The organism is Stenotrophomonas sp. GD03819, from assembly GCF_029841665.1.
Classification (GTDB): domain Bacteria; phylum Pseudomonadota; class Gammaproteobacteria; order Xanthomonadales; family Xanthomonadaceae; genus Stenotrophomonas; species Stenotrophomonas geniculata.
The window spans coordinates 1-19,381 of sequence record NZ_JAOCEW010000032.1 but is presented as its reverse complement, the minus strand read 5'-3'; the positions used below and the strand labels follow the sequence as shown (position 1 = coordinate 19,381).

The 19,381-nt window shown below is 67.1% G+C and carries 17 protein-coding genes and 3 tRNA genes; 7 read left to right on the top strand and 13 right to left on the bottom strand.

Features of this window, described 5'->3' with window-relative positions:
* Positions 1-243: 243 nt before the first annotated feature.
* From N5D45_RS17440 to N5D45_RS17420, 5 genes are all read right to left on the bottom strand, one after another.
* Complete coding sequence (locus N5D45_RS17440) at positions 244-2,034, bottom strand: acyl-CoA dehydrogenase C-terminal domain-containing protein (protein WP_197656539.1); 1,791 nt, start codon at positions 2,032-2,034, stop codon at positions 244-246.
* A gap of 65 nt (positions 2,035-2,099) precedes the next feature.
* On the bottom strand, positions 2,100-2,576 hold the full coding sequence (locus N5D45_RS17435) for an LEA type 2 family protein (RefSeq protein WP_010486516.1): 477 nt from the start codon (positions 2,574-2,576) through the stop codon (positions 2,100-2,102).
* 162 nt (positions 2,577-2,738) lie between these two features.
* Complete coding sequence (locus tag N5D45_RS17430) at positions 2,739-3,290, bottom strand: lipocalin family protein (RefSeq protein ID WP_053443327.1); 552 nt, start codon at positions 3,288-3,290, stop codon at positions 2,739-2,741.
* A 161-nt stretch (positions 3,291-3,451) separates the two neighbouring features.
* Positions 3,452-3,527: transfer RNA gene (locus N5D45_RS17425), tRNA-Phe, on the bottom strand.
* Between the two features lie 73 nt (positions 3,528-3,600).
* A tRNA-Phe gene (locus tag N5D45_RS17420) sits at positions 3,601-3,676 on the bottom strand.
* A gap of 334 nt (positions 3,677-4,010) precedes the next feature.
* On the opposite strand from N5D45_RS17420, the gene N5D45_RS17415 reads away from it, so the two are divergent.
* Positions 4,011-5,036, top strand: a complete 1,026-nt coding sequence (locus N5D45_RS17415; protein WP_279939364.1) for an NADP-dependent oxidoreductase — start codon at positions 4,011-4,013, stop codon at positions 5,034-5,036.
* A 73-nt stretch (positions 5,037-5,109) separates the two neighbouring features.
* Here the strand turns inward: N5D45_RS17415 and N5D45_RS17410 are convergent, their stop codons facing one another.
* Positions 5,110-5,952, bottom strand: a complete 843-nt coding sequence (locus tag N5D45_RS17410) for a methylated-DNA--[protein]-cysteine S-methyltransferase (RefSeq protein WP_134958398.1) — start codon at positions 5,950-5,952, stop codon at positions 5,110-5,112.
* Positions 5,953-6,084: 132 nt separating this feature from the next.
* Between N5D45_RS17410 and N5D45_RS17405 the strand changes: the two genes are divergently transcribed.
* Positions 6,085-6,846 carry an SDR family oxidoreductase gene (locus tag N5D45_RS17405; protein WP_043400854.1) on the top strand — a complete coding sequence of 254 codons (762 nt, stop codon included), beginning with the start codon at positions 6,085-6,087 and terminating at the stop codon, positions 6,844-6,846.
* Positions 6,847-6,852: 6 nt separating this feature from the next.
* Here the strand turns inward: N5D45_RS17405 and N5D45_RS17400 are convergent, their stop codons facing one another.
* On the bottom strand, positions 6,853-7,338 hold the full coding sequence (locus tag N5D45_RS17400; protein ID WP_134958397.1) for a hypothetical protein: 486 nt from the start codon (positions 7,336-7,338) through the stop codon (positions 6,853-6,855).
* A gap of 161 nt (positions 7,339-7,499) precedes the next feature.
* Between N5D45_RS17400 and N5D45_RS17395 the strand changes: the two genes are divergently transcribed.
* Positions 7,500-7,670 (top strand): hypothetical protein, encoded by a 171-nt coding sequence (locus tag N5D45_RS17395; RefSeq protein ID WP_167345310.1) that lies wholly within the window; start codon positions 7,500-7,502, stop codon positions 7,668-7,670.
* A gap of 63 nt (positions 7,671-7,733) precedes the next feature.
* Here the strand turns inward: N5D45_RS17395 and N5D45_RS17390 are convergent.
* From N5D45_RS17390 to N5D45_RS17375, 4 genes are all read right to left on the bottom strand, one after another.
* Positions 7,734-7,809 (bottom strand) — tRNA-Ala (locus N5D45_RS17390).
* A gap of 123 nt (positions 7,810-7,932) precedes the next feature.
* Positions 7,933-8,859, bottom strand: a complete 927-nt coding sequence (locus N5D45_RS17385) for an alpha/beta hydrolase (protein WP_279939363.1) — start codon at positions 8,857-8,859, stop codon at positions 7,933-7,935.
* Positions 8,849-9,742: an alpha/beta hydrolase gene (locus N5D45_RS17380; protein ID WP_010486561.1), complete on the bottom strand. Its 894-nt coding sequence runs from the start codon at positions 9,740-9,742 to the stop codon at positions 8,849-8,851. Before N5D45_RS17380 ends, N5D45_RS17385 begins: the two co-directional genes overlap by 11 nt.
* A 21-nt stretch (positions 9,743-9,763) precedes the next feature.
* Positions 9,764-10,819, bottom strand: coding sequence for a sugar phosphate isomerase/epimerase family protein (locus N5D45_RS17375; RefSeq protein WP_197656603.1), 1,056 nt, complete (start codon positions 10,817-10,819; stop codon positions 9,764-9,766).
* A gap of 101 nt (positions 10,820-10,920) precedes the next feature.
* On the opposite strand from N5D45_RS17375, the gene N5D45_RS17370 reads away from it, so the two are divergent.
* Positions 10,921-11,502: a TetR/AcrR family transcriptional regulator gene (locus N5D45_RS17370; protein ID WP_134958394.1), complete on the top strand. Its 582-nt coding sequence runs from the start codon at positions 10,921-10,923 to the stop codon at positions 11,500-11,502.
* Between the two features lie 180 nt (positions 11,503-11,682).
* Positions 11,683-14,013 (top strand): TonB-dependent receptor, encoded by a 2,331-nt coding sequence (locus N5D45_RS17365; protein ID WP_279939360.1) that lies wholly within the window; start codon positions 11,683-11,685, stop codon positions 14,011-14,013.
* Positions 14,014-14,088: 75 nt separating this feature from the next.
* On the opposite strand, the gene N5D45_RS17360 is transcribed toward N5D45_RS17365, so the two are convergent.
* Both N5D45_RS17360 and rnd read right to left on the bottom strand, forming a co-directional pair.
* Positions 14,089-15,162, bottom strand: coding sequence for a hypothetical protein (locus tag N5D45_RS17360; protein WP_279939359.1), 1,074 nt, complete (start codon positions 15,160-15,162; stop codon positions 14,089-14,091).
* Between the two features lie 90 nt (positions 15,163-15,252).
* Positions 15,253-16,332, bottom strand: coding sequence for a ribonuclease D (rnd, locus tag N5D45_RS17355; protein ID WP_164192790.1), 1,080 nt, complete (start codon positions 16,330-16,332; stop codon positions 15,253-15,255).
* Positions 16,333-16,416: 84 nt separating this feature from the next.
* Here rnd and N5D45_RS17350 point away from each other — a divergent pair, with 84 nt between their 5' ends.
* The gene (locus tag N5D45_RS17350; protein WP_057504368.1) at positions 16,417-18,303 is read left to right on the top strand and encodes a formylglycine-generating enzyme family protein; all 1,887 of its coding nucleotides are present in this window, start codon (positions 16,417-16,419) and stop codon (positions 18,301-18,303) included.
* Between the two features lie 89 nt (positions 18,304-18,392).
* Positions 18,393-19,289, top strand: coding sequence for a M48 family metallopeptidase (locus N5D45_RS17345; RefSeq protein WP_057504369.1), 897 nt, complete (start codon positions 18,393-18,395; stop codon positions 19,287-19,289).
* Positions 19,290-19,381 lie beyond the last annotated feature (92 nt).

The following is a 19,381-nucleotide window of genomic DNA, read 5'->3' as shown; positions in this document are numbered from 1 at the left end:
TGCCGTGTGCGCAGGACAGCGCACACGAGCAAGGCGCCATCGAGCCCCCAAGGGTGAGGGTGCTTTGCTTGCGAAGCACTGCTTCGCAAGCGCCCGAACGCACAGCCGCCAGCGGCTGGGCCGGACCGCGGAGCGGGGTTTACGGCGTGTCCTGCCAGCCCACACCGCCCCGCCATCCACCGGGATCCAGCTGTTGCTTTTGCGGTTGCCGGCCAGCGGCCGGCACTACCGCGGCAGCCCGGCTCAGGCGCCGAAGCGCTCGTCGTCCATCGCCATCAGCGGGGCGGCGCCGGCCTGGATGGCGGCGGCATGGCCGAGCGTGCGCGGCAGCACGCGGGCGAAGTAGAACCGCGCGGTCTCGCGCTTGCCCTGGGCGAAGGCGGCGCCATGCGCGCTGGCATCGGCGGCGGCCACGCTGCGGGCCCACCAGTAGGCCAGAACCACGTACCCCGAATAGAACAGGTAGTCGTAGCTGGCCGCACCCAGTTCGTCCGGGTTGGCGGCCGCGCGCTGCAGCACGTCCAGGGTCAGCTTGCCCCATTCGGTGGCCTTTGCGCGCAGCGGGCCGATGAACTCGGCCAGCGCTTCGTTGCCCTCGTGTTCCTTGGCGAAGGCTTCGATCTCGGCCAGCATCAGCTTCAGGCCGGCGCCCTGGCTGGACGCGGTCTTGCGGCCGATCAGGTCCAGTGCCTGGATGCCGGTGGTGCCTTCATAGAGCGTGGTGATGCGGGCGTCGCGCGCCAGCTGCTCCATGCCGTGCTCGCGGATGTAGCCGTGGCCACCGAAGCACTGCAGGGCGTTGTAGGTGTTCTCGATACCCCACTCGGTCTGGCAGGCCTTGGAGATCGGGGTGAGGAAGCTCACCAGGGTGTCGGCGCGCTCGCGCTCGGCGGCGTCCTCGGCATGGTGTGCGACATCGATCAGGGTGGCAGCGTGCAGGGCCAGCAGGCGGCTGCCCTCGACCAGCGACTTCACCGTCAGCAGCATGCGACGCACATCCGGGTGGACCAGGATCGGGTCGGCCGGCTTGTCCGGGAACTTGGCGCCGCTGAGGGCGCGCGACTGCAGGCGCTCACGGCTGTACTTCAGCGCGTTCTGGTAGGCGCGCTCGGACAGGCCAATGCCCTGCAGGCCCACACCCAGACGCGCGGTGTTCATCATGGTGAACATCGCCTGCAGGCCCTTGTGCGGCTGGCCGACCAGGTAACCCTGCGCACCATCGAAGTTCATCACGCAGGTGACCGAACCCTTGATGCCCATCTTGTGCTCGATCGAGCCGCAGCGCAGTGCATTGCGCTCGCCGACGTTGCCATCGCGGTCAACCTTGAACTTGGGGGTGACGAACAGCGAGATGCCCTTGGCGCCCGGAGGGGCGTCAGGCAGCTTGGCCAGCACCAGGTGCACGATGTTGCCGGTCAGGTCGTGCTCGCCAGCGGTGATGAAGATCTTGGTGCCGGTGATCGCGTAGCTGCCATCGGCATTCGGCTCGGCCTTGGTCTTGAGCAGGCCCAGGTCGGTGCCGCAGTGCGGCTCGGTCAGGCACATCGTGCCGGTCCAGCGGCCTTCGATCAGCGGCTTGAGGAAGGCTTCGTGCTGCCAGGCTTCGCCGTGCTGCTTCAGCGCTTCGATGGCGCCGTGCGAGAGCAGCGGGAAGTTGCCCCACGCCAGGTTGGCGGCGTTGATCATTTCGTTGAGCGGCACGCCCAGGGTGTGCGGCAGGCCCTGGCCGCCCAGCTCCGGCGAGGCGGTCAGGCCGGTCCAGCCGCCATCGACGAACTGGTCGTAGGCCTGCTTGAAGCCGGGCGGGGTGGTCACTTCACCGGTGGCCTGGTCGAGCGCGCAGCCGATCTCGTCGCCGACGCTGTTGAGCGGGGCCAGCACGGTGGCGCTGAAGCGGCCGGCTTCTTCCAGCACGGCATCGACCACGTCGGCGGTGGCGTCGGTGAAGCCCAGGCGGGCGAACAGGGGTTCGACCTTGAGCACGTCGTGCAGGGCGAAACGGAGGTCGGAAAGCGGGGCGGTGTAGCTGCTCATCGGTACGTCTCGATTTGATCAGGGACAGGGGGAGCGGCGCCGGGCGCCGCGGCGGAAAGCGGGAGTCAGCGCAGCACGCCCGGCAGGCCCGGGGCCTGGTTGAGGGTGCTGCGGCTGCTGATGTCGAAGCTGCGCTGCTTCTTTTCCTGCGGCGTGGCCGCCACCGTTCCCTTCAGGCCGTAAGCCAGGGTGCGGTTGCTGGCCAATGCGTCGGCCACCACCAGGCGTGCGGCCGAGCTGGGCACCAGGTCGACATTGATGACATCGGCCGAGGTGCCGCCGATGGAGATGCCCGGCTTGGCCTGCAGGGTGCCGGCGTCGCTGTCGCCGACGGTCAGCGCCAGCGCGACGTCATCGAAGGTCATGGGCATGGAGCTGTAGTTCTGCAGGCGCAGGGCCACGGTCCAGTTGCCGTCGGCGCGCACGGTCAGCTGCTGCAGGCTGGCCGCCGGTTCCGAAACACGCTTGACGATGCCGTTGTTGCAGGCAACAAGGGCGAGGGTGCACAGGACGATCAAGGCGATACGGAAGCGGTGGAGCATGGGCGCAGGTCCTCTGGAGGGGTGCGTTGGATAAGCATACTACGGCGTATGGTCGTTTGGATCGCCTGTGGCGACCCGTCGCAGAGGGTAGCGCGTGAAGATGGCGGCCGGGCGTGCGCAGCGCCGGATGGCGCACGCGTGGTGCGCTGGATGCCGGGCGGTTCAGTCGGCGGGCGTATCGCGAATCGGGGCCATCAGGCGCAGTGGGCCGAGGTCGTAGCCCATGGCTTCGGCTTTTTCTTTCAGCTGTTCGAACCGGGCGCGATCCATTTCCGGCAGGCGCGAGAGAATCCACAGGTACTTGCGGTCCGGTTCACCGACCAACGCCCACTGATAGTCCGGATCCAGTGCCAGGACCCAGTAGTCGGCCCAGACCAGCGGCACCCAGCTCAGCCAGTCCGGCACGAAGCGCACCTGCAACTGGCCGGGATGGCCGGCGACCGGGCGTGCTACGCCTTCAGCAACCACACGTTCTCCGTCGCCGTTGCGGCAGGCGTTGGTGACACTGATGCGGCCATCGCGGCGCAGCCCGTAGTTGGCGGTGATTTCGCCGACGCACTGCTTCTGGAATGACACCGGAAGATGCGCGATCTCGTGCCACTGGCCGGCATAGCGATCGATGTCCAGCGTGTCGACCGCGCGCACCGGCTCGGCGGCGATCACCGGCAGGGCGGCCAGCAGCAGGCAGGCGAGCAGGGCGGGGCGCAGATGCATCGACAGGCTCCAGGCAGGAGTCTGGAGCGTAGGTGCCGCGGCGCGCGGCGGTGTAAATGTTTCGTCAACCGGACGGCGGTGGGCTGGCATGTATCGAGGCCAGGAGGGGGATCGCAGATCGCAGACAAAAAAAGACCTGCATTTCTGCAGGTCTCTGAAGATGGTGGCCGAAGACGGAATCGAACCGCCGACACGGGGATTTTCAATCCCCTGCTCTACCAACTGAGCTACTCGGCCAAATTGTGTGGCAACCGTCATCAAACCCGGTTTCCGGAAAAAAAAGACCCGCATTTCTGCAGGCCTTCGAAAGTGGTGGCCGAAGACGGAATCGAACCGCCGACACGGGGATTTTCAATCCCCTGCTCTACCAACTGAGCTACTCGGCCACATGTTTCGTTGCAGCGAGGTCGCTGCCAAGGACGCGTATATTACGGAGGTCGGGTGCCTTCGGCAAGCGTTTTGCCAAGATTTCTTCACATTGCCGTCTGCGCGCTCGCAAGTGCTTGATCCTCCGTCGTGGGGCGGGGCGTGGTCAGTCGATCATCGTCTGCGGTGGAAATCAGCAGATCGCCGCGATCGTCAAAGCTGCAAGGGCAAGGGCTGCGCCGGACCCGTGCCGCGCCGGTCCATGGAACGCTGTTTTCGTGGCCGCCATCGGGGATGGCTGCGGCGTAGTGTCGGCACTCCTTTCCTGATGCTGGCAGCAGCAGAGACCTGGCCATGTCCGATTCCTCGACCACCTCCCGCATCGTGCTTGCGTCGCGTCCGCAGGGGGCGCCAAGTGCAGCCAATTTCCGCCTGGAACAAGTTGCGTTGCCGACATTGGCCGCTGGCGAGGTGCTGCTGCGCAACCGCTATCTGTCGCTGGACCCGTACATGCGGGGACGCATGGACGAGGGCCCGTCGTACGCCGCGCCGGTGGCGGTGGGCGCGGTGATGGAAGGGCAGACCGTGGCCGAGGTGTTGCAGTCGAACGCCGAGGGCGTAGCCACAGGTGAGCTGGTGCTGGCACCGGGTGGCTGGCAGACCCACGCGGTGCTGCCGGCCAAGGCACTGGGGCGCCGGCTGGATCCGGCCGGGCTGCCGCTGAGTACGGCGCTGGGGGTATATGGCATGCCCGGCTTCACCGCCTATTCCAGCCTGCATGAAATCGCCCGTTTGAAAGCGGGCGAGACGTTGGTGGTGGCTGCCGCGACCGGGCCGGTGGGTGCGACCGTGGCGCAGCTGGCCAAGCTGCAGGGCGCGCGCGTGGTCGCCATCGCCGGTGGCGAAGCCAAGCGCGCTTACCTGCAGACGTTGGGGGTGGACGTGGCGCTGGATCATCGCGCCGCTGATTTCGCTGCGCAGCTGCGCGCAGCGGTTCCTGCGGGTATCGACGTGTATTTCGAGAACGTGGGTGGGCACGTTCTGAATGCAGTGCTGCCGCTGCTCAACGACTTCGCACGCGTTCCGGTGTGCGGCACCATCGCCACCTACAACGAGCGCGGCGTCGAGCAGCCCGGTCCGGACCGGTTGCCCGCACTGTTCAGCCAGATTCTGCGCCAGCGCCTGACCGTGCGCGGTTTCATCGTGCACGACTTCAACCACCTGTGGCCGGACTTCGAACGCGAGATGCCGCAGTGGCTGCGCGATGGCCGCATCCAGTACCGCGAGGATGTGGTGGAAGGGCTGGAGAATGCGCCGGAGGCGTTCTTCGGGCTGCTGAAGGGGCACAACTTCGGCAAGCTGGTGGTGAAGCTGGATTGAGGGCTTGGCGGTGTGCCGACCAAGGTCGGCACCTACCGGAAGCTGGGCGTGCCGACCAAGGTCGGCACCCACGTCAGACAGTCGAGGCCTTTTCCCGGCGCAGCAGTTCGCGCTTGCGCGCTACACCCCACGCATAGCCGGACAGGTCCCCATCGCGACGTACGACGCGGTGGCAGGGAACTGCCACCGCCAGCGGGTTGCTTGCGCATGCACGTGCTACGGCACGGCTCGAGCGGGGCGCGCCGATGCGTGCGGCGACATCCGCATACGACGCGGTCTGCCCGCGCGGAATCTGCTGCAGCGCCTGCCATACCCGTTGCTGGAACGCGGTGCCGCGGATGTCCAGCGGCAGCGTGGCGCCCCGCGTGGGATCCTCGACCAGGCCCACCACCTGTGCCACCAGTTGTTCATAGCCCTGGTCGGCGCCGACCAGTTCGGCCTGGCGGAAGCGTTGCTGCAATGACTGCAGCAGCGTCTCCGGATCGTCGCCGAGCAGGATCGCGACCACGCCGGTGGCACTGCTGGCCACCAGCACGCTGCCCAGTGAACTTTCGGCAAGCGCGAAATGGATGACTTCGCCACGCCCCCCTGCGCGCCATTGCTTGGGAGTCATGCCCAGCAACTTCGGTGCGTTCTCGTAGAAGCGTCCGCTGGAGCCGAAGCCGGCATCGTGGAAAGCGTCGGTGATGCGTTCCTGTTGTTCCAGCCCGGTGCGCAGGCGGTCGGCGCGCAGCGCGGCAGCGTACTGCTTCGGGGTCAACCCGGTTGCTTCCTTGAAAAGGCGATGCAGGCGGGTTGGGCTGCAACCCGCGATCCCGGCCAGTTCCTGCAGCGAGGGTTCGTCGTGGCTGGCCTGAAGGTGGCGGCAGACCCGTTCGACGCGGGCATCGAGGGCGGTGGTGGCGGTACTGTCCATGGCCGGATTCTGGCACGCGCCGGTGCTGCGGAAACTCCGTTTCCTGCACCGATGGGCCAGGCCCGGAAACGGAGTGTTGGCAGGGGAGAGGCGCGGCATCGTGGCGGCCACTTCACAACCGGTACCACGACCATGCGCCTGAACAACAAGATCGCTCTCATCACCGGTGCCAGCGCCGGCATCGGCCGCGCCAGCGCCCTGCGCTTCGCTGCCGAAGGGGCAAAGCTGGTGCTCAACGCACGGCGGCCGGAGCCGCTGCAGGCGCTGGCCGAGCAGATTCGCGCCGCCGGTGGCGAAGCCGTGGTACATGCCGCCGACGTGGCCGACCCGGGTACGGCGCAGGCGCTGGTCGATCTGGCCCAGCAGTCATTCGGCGGCCTGGATATCGCCCTCAACAATGCCGGCATGCTTGGCCCGGGCGTGCCGGCGGCGGAGTTCCCGGTGGACGCCTGGCGCGAAGTGATGGCGACCAATCTGGATGCCGCCTTCCATGCGGCACGCGCGCAGTTGCCGGCACTGCTGGCGCGCGGCGGCGGCTCGCTGGTGTTCGTCGGTACCTTCGTCGGCCACACCGTGGGATTCCCGGGCATGGCGGCCTATGCGTCGAGCAAGGCCGGGTTGATCGGCCTGAGCCAGGTGATCGCTGCCGAATACGGCGCGCGCGGCGTGCGCAGCAACGTGCTGCTGCCCGGTGGCACCGATACCGAGATGGGGCGGCAGGCCGCACCCACCGGCGATGCCCGCGACTTCGTGCGCTCGCTGCACGCACTGAAGCGCATGGCCGAGCCGGAGGAGATCGCCAACGCGGCGCTGTTCCTGGCCAGCGATGAAAGCAGTTTCGTTACCGGAACCGCGATGCGTGTGGAAGGTGGGGTGTCGATCACACGTACCTGAGCGGGGTCAGGAGCGTGGCGCGTAGCGGATACCGCTGCTGGCCATGAAGCCTTTCGGATCGAAACGGGCCCAGGCTTCGCCCCAGCCGAACCGGGCGTGGCCGCCGGCCAGCTTGCGACCCAGCGCCGCACCCAGGGTGCGGCGCATGAAGGCGACTTCGGCATCGATCGCGGCCTGGGTCGGCCAGCCATCTTCCAACGTTGCACCGGGTAGATCGACGCCCATTGTCACCATGTCGAGCTGTTGCCCGTGGAAGCACAGGCTGATGCCAGCGGGCGCACCGCCCAGGCTGAGCTGGTGCAGGCTGAGCCAGTGATAGCCGGTGCCGACATCGCGCTCTCCTCGCATCAGCGTGGCAAAGGCGACACGCGCCTCATCCCGTGGCAGGGTGGGGCCGATCAGTGTCGGCAGGTTGCCGAGCTGGATGCTGCCGTCTGTCGCATTGAGGAGCATCGGCAACGCGTGGGCTGCGTGCTGGGCAGGAGAGGGCATGGCATACCGGTGGGCGTGATGCCCCGGATTCTGGCTGCGCGGGGGCCGTGGCGGCAAGCCCGTGCCTGCACATGACGTTGGCACAGGACTGACCTGCGGCTTACCCGGCAACCTCTAGCGTGGTGGGCAACGTGGGCCCGCCGCCGGCGTGGGAGATTTCAATGAACGAGCGAGACAAGGATCAGGACCCGAAGCAGGGCATCCAGGAAAGCCGCCAGGACAGGAAGCAGGACGATGTGGCCAAGCAGCGGCCGGGGCAGCGCGATCAACAGGTGCGCGATAGGCACTCGCGCAGTCCACATCGCAAGGATGGCGGTGAGGAGCCGGCCTGAGCCCCGGGTGCTGAAAAGAAAAAACCCGCAGATCGCGGAGATCTACGGGTTCTTTCCGAATAGTGGTGGAGCCAAGGAGGATCGAACTCCTGACCTCGTCATTGCGAACGACGCGCTCTCCCAGCTGAGCTATGGCCCCACGGCAGGCTTTCAGTGTAGCGCCGCCCGGCGGGCTTGCCAAGCGCCGGGCCGGAACGGAACAGCGGCAGCCGTGCAGCCGTGCAGCCGTGCAGCCGTGCAGCCACCACCGTCCCACACTGATTCAGGCCAGGGCCTGGCGTAGCAGGGCGCCCGCGCGCTGTACCGCCACGCCGGTAGAAACAGCCCCCCCCTGCAGGTGGATGCAGGCATGGATCATCCCGGGCAGTTGCTCCAGCGTGCAGGCGATACCCTCGGCCTGCAGGCGATGCGCGTACTGCTCGGCCTCGTCGCGCAGCGGGTCGTGCTCGCAGCTGAGTACGGAGGCTGGCGCCAGCCCCTGCAGGTCTGTTGCGTGCGCGGGCGAGGCCAGTGACGGCGGCTGATCCAGATTACCCAGATAGGCCTGCCAGCAGCGCTGCATCAGTTCGGCGCTGAGGTAGTAGCCCGTGGCGTAGTCGCGGTAGGAATCGCTGCCCATGCCGGCATCCAGCGCCGGGTACAGCAGCAACTGGTGGCACGGTTGCGGCAGGCCGAGATCGCGCAGCAGCAGGCAGCAGGCGGCGGCCAGATTGCCACCGGCGCTGTCGCCGCCGATCGCCAATCGCTGCGGGTCCAGCCCGAGGCGCTCGGCGTTGTCCTGCAGCCACGACCAGGCATCGGCAACGTCGTGCAGCGGCACCGGGAACGGGTGTTCCGGCGCCAACCGATAGCCCACGGCCACAATCACGCAGCCACTGGCATTGGCCAGCGCACGGCAGGGACCGTCATAGACCGCCAGCGAGCACTGGAACCAGCCGCCGCCGTGGGCGAACAGCAGGGCCGGCGCTGGTCCGTCGGGCAAACCTTCCGGTGTGTAGAGGCGGACGTCCAGCGCCTGCCCGTCGCGTGCGATCACCGTGTGTTCGATCACATGCGCAACCGGCTGCGGCGCACCCTGCAACTGTGGCAGCGCGCTCTCGCTGATCGCCCGCAGTTCGCGCAGCTCCTCCGGCAGCGGATGCGCCGCGACGGCGTCGACAAACTGCTGCAGCGCCGGTTCAAGCTGCATGGCGCACCTCCTGCAGGAACGGCAGCAGCTGCGCCAGGAACGCCTGCGGCGCTTCTTCCATGATGAAGTGGCCGCAGCCCGGCACGATGCTGCCGCGCACGTTGTCGGCGTGCGGTTGCAGGGTCAGCATCGGCGCATCGGCGGTGGCGTGCTCGGCGCCGATGGCCAGCACCGGCATCGCCAGCCGGCGCTGTGCACGTTCCTTGTTCTGGCGGATGGTTTCCGGGATCGCGCGGTACCAGGCGAAGCCGGCCCGCAGCGCGCCGGGGCGGCTGTAGGCGGCGATGTAGGTGTCGGCAGCCACCGCGTCACGGCGGTACGACCAGCGGTCGAACATGAACTCCAGGTAGGCGCGTTCGCGGCCACTGATCAGTGCTTCGGGCAGGTCCGCGACCTGGTTGAACATGAAGTGCCAGAGGAAGATGTTGTCGGCCGGGGCAGCGAAGATGCCCGGTTCCGGCGCCAGGCCGGGAATCACCGCTTCGGTAACCGCCAGCTGGCGCACCGCCTGCGGCTGGTCGCTGGCCAGTGCATAGGCAATCCACATACCGATGTCATGTCCGACTACCTGGTAGCGCTCGTGGCCCAGCGCCTGCATGGTCTGGTGCAGGACGGCGGCGGCACTGCCGGTGTCGTAGCCGTGGCTGGGGCGATCGGATTCGCCGATGCCCGGCGGATCGACCGCGATGGCTTCGAAGCCGGCTTCGGCCAGGGCGTGCAGCACATGGCGCCAGGCGTACCAGGTCTGCGGCCAGCCGGGAATCAGCAATACGGGTTCACCGTGACCCGCGGACACGCAATGCACGCGCTGGCCGTCGATGCGCAGGTAATGGTGGCGCAGGGGAGCGTCGCCGGCAGCGCCAGCGGAAAGAGAAGTGGTCATGAGGGAGTGCTCCGTTGGGGCTCAGGCGATGCCGAGCATCTGCTGCATCTGCGCGGTGCTGATCGGTGCACCGGCGAAGTCGTCGAAGATCTTGTCGGTGACCGGAATGATGTGGTCGTGGATGAATGCAGCGCCTTCGCGCGCGCCGGCTTCCTGGTCCTTCAGGCAGCACTCCCATTCCAGCGTTGCCCAGCCCTGGTAGTCGTACTGGGCCAGCTTGGAGAAGATCGACTTGAAGTCGACCTGGCCGTCGCCCAGCGAGCGGAAGCGGCCGGCGCGCTCGGTCCAGACGGCGTAGCCGCCATAGATGCCCTGGCGGCCGCTGGGGCGGAACTCCGCATCCTTGACGTGGAACATGCGGATCAGCGGGTGGTAGATGTCGAGGTACTGCAGGTAGTCGAGCTGCTGCAGCACGAAGTGGCTGGGATCAAACAGGATGCGGCAGCGCTCGTGCTGGCCGACGCGCTCGAAGAAGCGCTCGAAGCTGGTGCCGTCGTGCAGGTCTTCGCTGGGATGGATCTCGTAGCAGAGGTTGATGCCATTGTCCTCGCAGCTGTCGAGAATCGGCCGCCAGCGGCGGGCCAGTTCATCGAAGGCGGCATCGATCAGGCCCGGCGGGCGCTGCGGGAACGGGAACAGGTAGGGCCAGGCGAACGAGCCGGAGAAGGTGCCCATGTCCTGCAACCCAAGACGGCGCGAGGCGCGAGCGGCCAGGTGCAGCTGCTGCTGTGCCCATTCCGTGCGGGCCTGCGGATTGCCGCGCAGTGCTTCCGGCGCGAAGCCATCGCAGAGTTCATCGTAGGCCGGATGCACGGCCACCAGCTGGCCGAGGATGTGGGTGGTCAGCTCACTGACCTGCAGGCCGTGCTCGGCCAGGGTGCCACGGATGTCGTCGCAGTAGTCCTGGCTGTCGGCGGCGGTGGCCAGGTCGAACAGGCGTGCATCCCACGCGGGAATCTGCAGCGCCTTGAAACCGTGGCCGGCGGCCCACGCGGCAATGCTGGCAAGTGAGTTGAACGGGGCCTGGTCGCCGGCGAACTGCGCCAGGTGCAGGCTGGGGCCCTTGAGGGTCTGCATGTGTTGCTCCAATTATTTGTCGATCGACAAAGAATAGGCGCGACTCTCGCGATGGTCAACACCCGCGTTACACTGCGCGCCTCACTGGAGCAGGCAGGCAGATGGCAGGGCGACCGCGCGAATTCGACAGGGACCAGGCGTTGCGCAAGGCGATGCTGCTGTTCTGGCAGCACGGCTATGAAGGCACGTCGATGTCGGCACTGGTCGAAGCACTGGGCATTGCCTCTGCACGCATCTACGCCGCGTTCGGCAGCAAGGAGCAGTTGTTCCGCGAAGCCGTGGCGCTGTACGAAGAAGGCGAGGGCGGTTTCGCGCCGCGCGCGCTGGAGCAGGCAACATTGCGTGAGGCGATCGGTTCGATGCTGCGCGAGGCGGTGATGGCCTACACCCGTCGCGGGCGCCCGCATGGTTGCCTGGTGGTGTCCTCGGCCAGCAGCGTGTCGCCCGATGGCGAAGGCGTGCGGGACTGGCTGGCCAGTCATCGTCGCCAGCGCACGGCGGCGATCATCGCGCGGCTGCAGCAGGCGCAGGCCGAGGGGGAGCTGGCCGACGACGCGGCGGTGCAGGCGCTGGGCGACCACTTCGCCACGGTGCTGCATGGCATCTCGGTGCAGGCGCGTGACGGCATCAGCCGCGAGCGCCTGCTGGCGATGGTCGATGTCGCGTTGACCCCGCTGCCCTGAGTCAAGCCTTCAGGGCGTGCGGAATGCCCTGTAACTGTGCCGAAAGCGCTTGTTTCGCCGGGTTTGGGTGCTGCGCAACGAAATCGTAACAATTTGGGGGATAATGGCCGCTTGCGCAGTTTTCCTCCTTTTTGCCGCCCGGCCCGCGCAGGCCGCTCGGACGCCTCCTCAGAGCATTGCATGCCCTCCCATACCGATTCCCGCCGCCTGTCGGGTCTGTCGTCTTCCCTTGTTTCCTTCCGCCGCCACCCGCTGGCACTGGCCTGTGCCGGTCTGGCCCTGGTCGGCAGCTTCGGTGCCGCCGCGCAGGACAGCGCGCCGACCCCGACCGGCCTGGACACGATCACCGTGACCGCCGAACACCGTGAGCAGAACCTGCAGGAAGTGCCGGTCTCGGTGGGTGTGGTACAGGGCGAGCGCATGCGCGACTTCACCGCCGGCGGCGACGACACCCTGCTGGCACTGTCCGGCCGCGTGCCGAGCCTGTATGCGGAAACCACCACCGGCCGCATCTTCCCGCGCTTCTATATCCGTGGCCTCGGCAATATCGACTTCTACCTGGGTGCCTCGCAGCCGGTGTCGATCATCCAGGACGATGTGGTGCTGGAGCACGTGGTGCTGAAGTCCAACCCGGTCTATGACGTGGACCAGGTGGAAGTGCTGCGTGGCCCGCAGGGCTCGCTGTTCGGCCGCAACACCACCGCCGGCATCGTCAAGTTCGACACCCTGAAGCCGACCCAGGACTACACCGGCCGGGTCAGCGCCAGCTACGCGACCTACAACAGCGTGTCGATCGACGGCGGCTTCGGCGGTCCGATCAATGACATCGCCTCGTTCCGCGTGTCGGCGCTGTACCAGCACCGCGATGACTACGTCGACAACACCTACAAGGGCCCGAGTGCCGACGGCACGGTCAGCCCGAAGAAGAACGCGATGGGCGGCTTCGATGACCGCAACGTACGCGCGCAGCTGCTGCTGACCCCGAGCGACCAGTTCTCGATCCTGGCCTCGGCCCACGCCCGTGACTACGAAGGCACCTCGACCCTGTTCCTGCGCGGTGCGCTGACCAAGGGCTCGAACAAGACCGACGTGCCGCGCGACAAGGTTGCCTACGACGAAGCCGACAACAACCCGCAGGCCTACAAGACCTACGGCGGCTCGGTGAAGGCGCGCTACGACTTCGGCGCGATCGACTTCACCTCAATCACCGCCTACGAAACCACCTCCGGCTACAGCCGTGGCGACACCGACGGCGGCGCTGCGGTGAACTTCCCGGTGAACGGCGTGCCGAACGGCTACGGCCAGTCGATGGGCCGCATCCGTGACCTGGACCAGTGGACCCAGGAATTCCGCCTGGCCAGCCATGACGACAGCGCGCTGCAGTGGCAGGCCGGTGCCTTCTACTTCAACGGCAGCGACACCACCGACTTCTACCAGCGCGCCTGGTTCCTGCAGGGCGCGGCCCGCAACCCGAACAACTGGGTGCGCCTGCGCAACAAGAACACCTCGTGGGCCGGTTTCGGCCAGCTGAGCTATGCCTTCACCGACAAGTTCACCGTCACGGCCGGCCTGCGCCAGACCCGGGACGAGAAGCACACCCGCCTGCTGAAGACGGCTGACACTGCCGCTGGCGTGGTCACCTACAAGGGCCGCACCGACGTCAAGATGTCCGACACCACCCCGAGCTGGGATCTGAGCGCGATGTATCAGATCACGCCTGACGTGAGCGTCTATGCCAAGGTCGCCCGCGGCTTCCGCGGCCCGACCATCCAGGGCCGCTCGGCCGTGTTCAATGCCGACTTCACCACCGCCGATTCCGAGACCATCCTGTCCTGGGAAGCGGGCGTGAAGAGCAGCCTGTGGGACAACCGCCTGCGCTTGAACGCCACCGCGTTCACCTACACCGTCAACGACATCCAGCTCAACGGCAACGATTCGGACGGCAACGGCGTGCTGTTCAACGCCGACAAGGCCAAGGCCTATGGTTTCGAAGCGGACATGGAGCTGCGCCCGATCCCGAACCTGACCCTGAGCGCCGGCCTGAGCCTGCTGCACAGCGAGATCAAGGACAAGCGCGTCTACGCGCAGGTCTGCGGCCTCAACGGCCAGGTGGTGTGCACGGTGAATGACCCGACCATCAAGGTCGGTGCCAACACCTTCGCGCAGATCGACGGCAACCCGCTGCCGAACGCGCCGAAGTACAACGTCAACCTGGCCGCCCGTTACGACTTCCCGGTCAGCGACGCGGGCACCATGTTCGTGTCCACCGACTGGAACAAGCAGGGCTACACCAGCTTCGTGCTGTACGACAGCAAGGAGTTCAACTCCAAGGGTGATTTCGAAGGCGGCCTGAAGATCGGCTACTCGGGCAACTACGGTGCCTACGAAGTGGCGCTGTTCGCGCGCAACATCACCAACGAGAAGAACCTCAAGGGTGTGATCGAGAACTATATGGCTGCGGTCTACAACGAACCGCGCACCGTCGGTGTCTCGCTGAACATGAACTGGTAAGCCTTACCCGTTCGTTTAACGGAAACGGCGCTCATCGAGCGCCGTTTTTCGTTGTTGGGCATGTCTCATCCGTGCTCAGGGTGTGGCGCTGACGCCCTTGCCCAGCGCCGCATCGGACGGCGCACTGGGGCCCAGCACCTGCAGCTGCATCGCCTCCATCCGCTCCAGTACCTTGCGCTGCGTGCCGTTGAGGCCGCGCGAGGTGATTGCGATGTGCTTGCGTGCAGCCTCCAACGGCGCGGGTTGGTAGTGCACCCTGAAGCGGCGCAGGGCGCAGCCCGTCAGCTTGTCGACCGGTGCGCAGTCGTTCGCGTTGAAATCGATATCGCCGTCGGCGGCAACAATGAAGGGGCTGAGCAGGATCTGCCCTTCGCGGGCAGTGAAGGCCAGTGGCGCGTGGGCCTTGGCGATGACCGCCTGGATGCGTACGGCAGGAATGTCTTCAGGGACGATCCTGTCATCCCAGTAGCCTTCGGTCGGGCGCGAGGTTTCGTAGTTCTGGGTGCCCCATGCCACGCAGTTGCCGGAGGCCACATGCACCGAGATGCAGACCTGCTGGGAGTGCTGATCGGTCAGGACGCCGGGTGGTACCCAGACCTTCTTCCAGGAATAGAAACGGTAATCGACGTCGGCCAGGCGGGTGGCGCCGATGTCCTTCGATACTTCGTCCGTGGTCCCCAGCGGCTTCAGCTTGGCCACGCGGGTGTTCAGGCGGTAGTTCTCCGCACCGTTCAGCAGATAGGTGCCCGGCGGAATCAGATGCACCTCGAACACGTCCATCAACACCGTCCGCTGCGGGCCGGTTTCCAGTTCGTTGGTGTTGAACAGCTGCACATAGCCCTGGGAGGGAATATCCTTGTGCTGGAAGGACACCCGCGTCGAGAACCCGGGTAGGTCGGTCGAGCGGTTGCCCAGATGAAAGCCGGGGACCGGAGAGCCGACACCTGGCCCGCCGTTGTGCACGACATACGGGGCCGGCACCAGCACGGCAACCAGACCGTCGCGGGTGGCACCGTCAATGATGTCCACCAGCTTGGCTGTGTTCTCCTTTTCCTGTGCATAGGAAAGCGGTGCGGCCTGCCCAGAGCATGCCAGGCCCAACGTGGTTAGCAGCAGTGCGCAGGCGGTCGCGATCTTGAGGGTCTGCATCGACGTCTCCTTGTCAGTACCGACAAACCCTAGCACGGCCCCTGCAGGCTTGAGGTGCACGGCGCCGGCGTGGTCCGGCGCCTTGTGCCATCAACGTGCGGGCAGCAGCGCCTGCAGCCGCGACTCCAGTTCCTGCTGGCGCCAGCCGGCCAGTGCGGCTGGCCATTGGCGGCGTTCCAGATAGCTTTCCAGATGCTTGCGCGATGCCAGCACGCCATCCGGCAGGCCCAGCTCGCGGCTGCGTTCGGCCACCGCGTCCTGCAGCTTCTTCACTACCTGCTTGTTGCTGTCGTTGGCGGGCAGTGCCAGCGGTGCCTCGGCCTCATCGGCCAGCGGCGTGGACAGTGCCTGCCAGACCGCGCCTGCAAGCTTGCGCGGCGCCTTCGGGAACTGCTCGAACAGCCTGCCCAGTGCAGTCTCGTCGGCCGGTGGCGTGCGCGCCAGGGTGGCGGCCAGTTCGTTGTCCAGGATCCAGCTTCGCGGGCGGTCGCTGCTGCGTGCCTGCACATCACGCCAGCGCAGCAGGCGCAGCAGGCGGTGCTGTGCGGCTGCGTCGAGGAACTGCGCCGAGCGCATCGCCAGATGCGGCCAGCGGTCCTCGTCGTTGGCGACGCTGGCCAGCAGGCGCTCGCCATCGTCGTGCAGCCACTGCTGGCGGCCGAACGCCTGCAGCTTGGCATCAATGGCGTCATGCAGCGCGAACAGGTGCTCGACATCGTCGGCGGCATACTGCAGCTGCGACTCCGAAAGCGGGCGGCGCATCCAGTCCGAACGGGTTTCGCCCTTGGCCAGCGCCACGCCGGTGATCTCCGCCACCAGCTTCTGGTAGCCCATGCCGCCACCGATGCCGGCCAGCGCGGCGCCGATCTGGGTGTCGAACAGTGGTCGCGGCAGCACGCCGCACGCCCACTTGAAGGCGACCAGGTCTTCGCTGGCGCTGTGCATCACCTTGGTGATGGATTCATCGGCCAGCCACGGTGCCAGCGCCTCGGTCATGCCGGGAATCAGCGGGTCGATCAGCAGGATGTCCTGCCCGACCGCCATCTGCACCAGGGCCAGCTGCGGCCAGAAGGTGCGTTCACGGATGAATTCGGTGTCCAGGCCGATGCGGGTCGGGCGCTGCTGGAAGTACGCATCCAGCTCGGCGGGGGTGGTGATCCAGGTTGCCACGGTTCAGGGCCTACTACTCGGGTTTGCTCAGGCAGGGGAGAATAGCCTAACGTCGGTGCGCGTCCGTGCCGAAGGAGGCTCCGCTTGCGTTTTCCGTTGTCGTCCGCGCTGTGCACCGCCCTGGCCATGGTTTTGGCAGGCTGCACGCCGTCGCCCCCCACGGCAGCGGACCGGAGTGCCGGGGAGGAGGCGCGCCCGTCCACGAACGCAGACAGCGACGAGCGCCCGCAGGCCGGGCAGGGCAGCGTGACCATCGCCGGTGAGGATGCCGCCGAGGATGTACAGCAGTGGACGCCGCCGCGGGTGGACCGCCAGGGCCGCAGCCTGGCCCAGTTGCGCCGCGCGGCCGGGCAGGCCTTCACTGAGGGCCGGCTGTATGAGGATGCCGATGCCGCCATTCCGCTGTGGCTGGCAGTACAGGAAGAGGACCCGGATGACCGCCAGGCCCGCCAGGGCCTGCAGCGTGCCCGCCAGCGCCTGCAGCAGCAGGCGGATGCGTTGCTGGTGCGGCCGCTGAAGCAGCGCGAGGCGCTGGCCGAGGCCAGCCGCCAGGCGCTGGTGCTGCTGACCCTGGCGCCCAAGGACGAGAAGGTACGCGCACTGCAGGGTCGGGTGGAGCTTGCCCAGCGGGTGGTCGCTTACAACCGCGCCGGTGAAGAGGACCTGCGCGCGGACCGGATCGGCGAGGACGGGGATGGCGCCATCGGCAACTTCCGCGAGGCGCTGGCACTGGACGAGAACAACAGCCGTGCACGGCAGGGACTGGCCGCGGCCGAAAGCGGGTTGATCCGTCGTGCCGAGGACGCTGCTCGCACGCGCGATTTCGCCAGCGCGGGCACCTGGCTGGCCGAAGCCAGCAAGGTGCGCGACTCGTCGCCGACCATTGCCGACGCGTTCGAGCGCATTGAGCAGATCCGTGCGGCGGCATTGCTGCAGTTGCGCGATGACGGCCTGCGCGACCTGTCCACGCCGCAGGGCCTGAAGCCGGCACGCGAGAAACTGGCCGAGGCCCTGCGCATCGCCCTGCCGGGAGACGCGGTGGTGGCCCAGCTGCGTGAGCGCATCGACCTGGCCACCCACTACGGCAGCTTCCGCCCGGGACAGGTGTTCAGCGACGCCATGCGTGATGGCGGACGCGGTCCGCAGATGGTGGTGGTGCCGCATGGCGGTTTCCAGATGGGCGCCGGTGATGCCGAACCGGGTTCGAGCGATGCTGAGCGACCATCGCACTATGTGCGCTTTGATCGAGGCTTCGCGATGGCGATCACCGAGGTCACGGTCAGCGATTTCCAGCGCTACGTGAAGGCGACCAACGCGCGCCCCCGGGCGACGCGGCGTGGCCATTCGGTGGTCTATGACGAACGCAGCGGCAATTTCATCCGCCGCAGCGGCGTGGACTGGCGCTCGGATTACGACGGTGGCCGCGCGATGGCCAATTCGCCGGTGATGCACGTCAGCATCCGCGATGCCGAAAACTATGCGGCGTGGTTGTCCGAGCAGACCGGGCGCAGCTACCGGTTGCCCAGTGAAGCAGAGTTCGAGTACGCGTTGCGCGGCGGCAACAGTGGTCGCTACCCCTGGGGCGATGCGGGCACGCCGCCGCCGGGCAGCGGCAATTTCACCGGCAGCAAGGATGTGTCGCCGTCCGGGCGGCATTGGCACAACGCCTTCATCGGCTATGGCGATGGCTGGTGGGGGCCGGCACCGGTAGGGAGTTTCCAGGCCAATGCCTTCGGCCTGCACGATATGGGCGGCAATCTCAGCGAATGGGTGGCCGATTGCTGGCATGCCAGCTACCGGCGCGCGCCCTCCGATGGCGCCGCCTGGTTCAACCCGGGCTGTCGCGCACGGGTGATCCGGGGGGGCAACTGGGCCAATGCGCCGGAGCAGACCCGCGCCGCCTGGCGGCAATCCCAGGACTCGGATACCACCAACGCGCGCATCGGCTTCCGCCTGGTACGCGGTATCTGATCGGCAGCCGGCTTCACCCGTTGCTGGCATCGGCGCACTAAGATTGCGCCGTGCCCGCCGGCCGGCGGGGCCTGCTGGAAGCCGACCCGATGCGCAACGATCCCTTTTCCCGCCCGCCACAAGGCCCGCAGCGCCGCGGCCTGTTCGGCAACATCCGCTGGTGGGTGCTGCTGCTGGCCGCCGGCTACGCGGTCTTCTACTGGTTTTCCAACCGCACGGTGGATCCCTATACCGGTGAGAAGGTGATGATCGACAGCAGCCTGGACGCGCGCCAGGAGACTGCTTTGGGGCTGCAGGCCTACCAGCAGATCCTGTCGCAGGAACGGCCGATGGACCCCAATGCACCGATCGCGCGTGATGTGCGTGACATCGCCCAGCGCCTGATCGCCAAGGTCGATGTGGTGGAGACCGCGCTGGCCCAGGAGCATGGCGTGCAGCCGGCGCACTTCGCGCGGGACTTCCAGTGGGAAGTGAATGTGATCCCCTCCGACCAGGCCAATGCGTTCTGCCTGCCGGGCGGCAAGATGGCGGTCTACACCGGGCTGGTGCCGGTGGCGCGCACCCGCGATGCGATGGCGGTGGTGATGGGGCATGAGATCGCGCATGCGCTGCTGCGCCATGGTGCGCAGCGCATGGCCCAGCAGAAGCTGACCCAGATCGGGCAGGTGGCCGGCGCCGCCAGCGGCATGGATGCGCAGCAGCAACAGATGATGATGTCAGCGATGGGCTACGGTTACCTGTTGCCGTATGCACGCAGCCACGAGACACAGGCCGACGAAGTGGGCCTGATGCTGGCGGCGGCGGCGTGCTTCGACCCACGCGAGGCGGTGCCGCTGTGGCAGCGCATGGGCCAGGCCAGTGGTGGCCAGTCACCACCGGAGTTTTCCTCGACCCACCCGAACCCGGGCACCCGCATCCAGAACCTGCAGGCGCTGATGCCGAAGGCACTCGAGTACCGGCAGAAGTTCTGCGAGCAGGCAAAGTAGAGGGTGTTCGGCAGGGCTTGCAGCCCTGCACCTGCCGAAGCCAGAGCAACAGCAACCGCCGAAGCAAAGGCTGGCTATCCGTGGGATGGCGG

What these genes read in the sequence shown, in the direction of transcription:
- N5D45_RS17440 (WP_197656539.1), bottom strand. Translation starts at nt 2,034, where the DNA reads ATGAGCAGCTACACCGCCCCGCTTTCCGACCTCCGTTTCGCCCTGCAC.
- N5D45_RS17385 (WP_279939363.1), bottom strand. Translation starts at nt 8,859, where the DNA reads ATGCAGCTTGAACCGGCGCTGCAGCAGTTTGTCGACGCCGTCGCGGCG.
- N5D45_RS17400 (WP_134958397.1), bottom strand. Translation starts at nt 7,338, where the DNA reads ATGCCCTCTCCTGCCCAGCACGCAGCCCACGCGTTGCCGATGCTCCTC.
- N5D45_RS17360 (WP_279939359.1), bottom strand. Translation starts at nt 15,162, where the DNA reads ATGCAGACCCTCAAGATCGCGACCGCCTGCGCACTGCTGCTAACCACG.
- N5D45_RS17405 (WP_043400854.1), top strand. Translation starts at nt 6,085, where the DNA reads ATGCGCCTGAACAACAAGATCGCTCTCATCACCGGTGCCAGCGCCGGC.
- N5D45_RS17435 (WP_010486516.1), bottom strand. Translation starts at nt 2,576, where the DNA reads ATGCTCCACCGCTTCCGTATCGCCTTGATCGTCCTGTGCACCCTCGCC.
- N5D45_RS17375 (WP_197656603.1), bottom strand. Translation starts at nt 10,819, where the DNA reads ATGCAGACCCTCAAGGGCCCCAGCCTGCACCTGGCGCAGTTCGCCGGC.
- N5D45_RS17415 (WP_279939364.1), top strand. Translation starts at nt 4,011, where the DNA reads ATGTCCGATTCCTCGACCACCTCCCGCATCGTGCTTGCGTCGCGTCCG.
- N5D45_RS17410 (WP_134958398.1), bottom strand. Translation starts at nt 5,952, where the DNA reads ATGGACAGTACCGCCACCACCGCCCTCGATGCCCGCGTCGAACGGGTC.
- N5D45_RS17380 (WP_010486561.1), bottom strand. Translation starts at nt 9,742, where the DNA reads ATGACCACTTCTCTTTCCGCTGGCGCTGCCGGCGACGCTCCCCTGCGC.
- N5D45_RS17370 (WP_134958394.1), top strand. Translation starts at nt 10,921, where the DNA reads ATGGCAGGGCGACCGCGCGAATTCGACAGGGACCAGGCGTTGCGCAAG.
- N5D45_RS17395 (WP_167345310.1), top strand. Translation starts at nt 7,500, where the DNA reads ATGAACGAGCGAGACAAGGATCAGGACCCGAAGCAGGGCATCCAGGAA.
- N5D45_RS17365 (WP_279939360.1), top strand. Translation starts at nt 11,683, where the DNA reads ATGCCCTCCCATACCGATTCCCGCCGCCTGTCGGGTCTGTCGTCTTCC.
- N5D45_RS17430 (WP_053443327.1), bottom strand. Translation starts at nt 3,290, where the DNA reads ATGCATCTGCGCCCCGCCCTGCTCGCCTGCCTGCTGCTGGCCGCCCTG.
- N5D45_RS17345 (WP_057504369.1), top strand. Translation starts at nt 18,393, where the DNA reads ATGCGCAACGATCCCTTTTCCCGCCCGCCACAAGGCCCGCAGCGCCGC.